This is a genomic window from uncultured Veillonella sp. (assembly GCF_934190855.1).
GTDB lineage: Bacteria > Bacillota > Negativicutes > Veillonellales > Veillonellaceae > Veillonella.
The window spans coordinates 1-2,238 of record NZ_CAKPTN010000214.1 but is presented as its reverse complement, the minus strand read 5'-3'; the positions used below and the strand labels follow the sequence as shown (position 1 = coordinate 2,238).

Annotated in this window: 2 protein-coding genes; both read right to left on the bottom strand. The window is 43.3% G+C overall.

The window, feature by feature from the left end; all coding sequences use genetic code 11:
* On the bottom strand, positions 1-909 hold a 909-nt coding region (locus tag Q0F90_RS08895; protein WP_296004879.1), incomplete at its 3' end, for an RluA family pseudouridine synthase.
* The coding region (locus Q0F90_RS08890) for a 3'-5' exonuclease (protein WP_296004877.1) at positions 909-2,238 on the bottom strand (1,330 nt) is incomplete at its 5' end. The genes Q0F90_RS08895 and Q0F90_RS08890, both read right to left, overlap by 1 nt.

Genomic DNA, 2,238 nt, shown 5'->3' with positions numbered 1-2,238 from the left:
GTATAATGTATCCCCTACGAGAGGGTGACCTATATGGCTGAAAGCTACTCGAATTTGATGTGTTTTTCCTGTGTACAAACGGACTAAAACCTCTGTATATCCACATTTTGATGAGTTATACACAGATTTGTCCACATTTTGACTACTTTTATCCACATCTAGTACTTCTATATCCACATTTTTTAATAGTATATCCACAGAATTTTGGGACTTATTCACAGAGTTATCCACAGGGTGTGAAGAATGTCTACAGAGGACGGAATAATCTGTGCGCGTTTCTTTTCCTTTAGGATTTACTTCGTAATGAATACCATCAGTACTACGATCCATCGGCAATACTAAAGAGTCTTCATCAGCTTCTACAATACCTTCTACAGTGGCCATATACCACTTTTCAAAGGTATTATCGTCCATTTGCTGTTGATAAAGGCTTTGAGCTAAACCGCTTTTAGCAATTACGATGCACCCCGTCGTATCTCTATCTAAACGGTTTAAGAAACGCACCTTACGCTTGATACCATGTTCTTTGAAATAGTGAGCCACACCATTGGCAAGGGATACTTGGTCCTTAGAGTTTACCGTCACACCAGCTGGCTTATCCACAATGAGGAGATCATCATCTTCATATAAGATATGTAAGTCCATTTCAATTGGTTCGTGGTCAATTTTTTCCTTCGCCATAGCAATCCAAATCTCATCACCTTCGGAGATAACATCCTTTGGCGTCGCCTTATGACCGTTAATATGGATGAGCTTTTCCTCGAATAGCTTGACTAAGGATTTACGAGGATATTTAGTATCTAGTACTGCGCCAAGTGTAATCTCAGTTTTTTCACTACGTGCAGCCTCTATATCTGCGGCAGTGACAGTCCACAAAATATCATCTGGACGATGTGTTTTTCGCGCCATTAGTATCTCCTTTCTACGAGCTCAGGGTCTCGTGGCATGTAGTTCAGTAGCGAGCTTGGTTGAACAGCTCGGCCACGTATATTCGTTTGTTCAAAGGTAATGGTCAGCTCTTGTTTAGGGCGCGTGATGGCCACATAGAACAAGCGCTTTTCTTCGTCTTCACGACCTTCTGCGATAGCAAAAGGACTAGGGAAGGTTCCTTCATTGAGGCCTGCCAAGAACACGTGGTCAAACTCGCTTCCTTTCGCTTGGTGAATAGTGATGATAGGAATGCGATCTTCGTTGCGTACCTGTTGAGCAGGTTCACCGGCTGTAAGGGCCGCCATCTGCAAGATTTGATTTAATCGAGCCAAACCAGCTGGCCCTTCATAGGCTGCATCTAGTTTTTCCATAATGCGATATAGATCCCGTATATGCTCTACCTTTGCCGCTTCCCCATGGGATTTATAGTACTCTAGAACCCCCATTCGGTTCATAATATAGGCCAATAACTTCGTTGGTAATTCCGTGTAGGCCTTTCTACGCAAGGTTGCCATTTGGGACGCAATATTGGTGAAAGCTGCTTTATATTTGTTAATCGCCACCATACGACCAGTCGTTGTAGGCACGATGTTTTCTTTCACCGCATAGATTAAAAGCTGTGCAGTGGCCAAGATATCGTCCATCGCATTGTGCGTAGGCTCATGATTGATAGGAAACTGAGAGGCTAGGAAGCCCAATTTATGATTTGGCAAATTGGGATAGAAGCGACGGTAAATATCGAGTGTATCGTAGATAGCCTTAAATTCAGGATTTCCTAAATTATGGCGTGCCAATTCATTCGTAAAGATAGTCACATCATAATTCACATTGTGACCTACGATGATAGCATTCTTGGAGAACTCCTTAAAGGCTTGTAGCACTGTAGCTGGGTCTTCGCCGTGTTCTTGTAAATACGCATCGGAGAATCCGTGTACCTCTTCGGATTGTCCTACAGGGACCCCAGGATTAATAAAGCGTTCAAAGGTCTCTAACACTTGTCCGTTTTCATCGATACGAATGGCTGCAATTTGAATGATGCGGTCTTGGGACGTATCGGTACCAGTACTTTCCACATCGTATACTACAACCTCATGATTTTCTAAGCCACTAACGAGCTTGGCGTAAGGTTCCGCTTCAAAGATAGGCATATCCATAAAGTCCGTCAATTTCAAGCCTACTTGACGCGTTTCAGGGCTTTCAATAGCAGCGATACGAGCGTCACCGATGCCTGCAACATAGCGTTTAATAATACGCTTAGCGCTGACAGAGTCGTTCGGGTTCATGAGCAATTTGAAGTAAGCCATAACG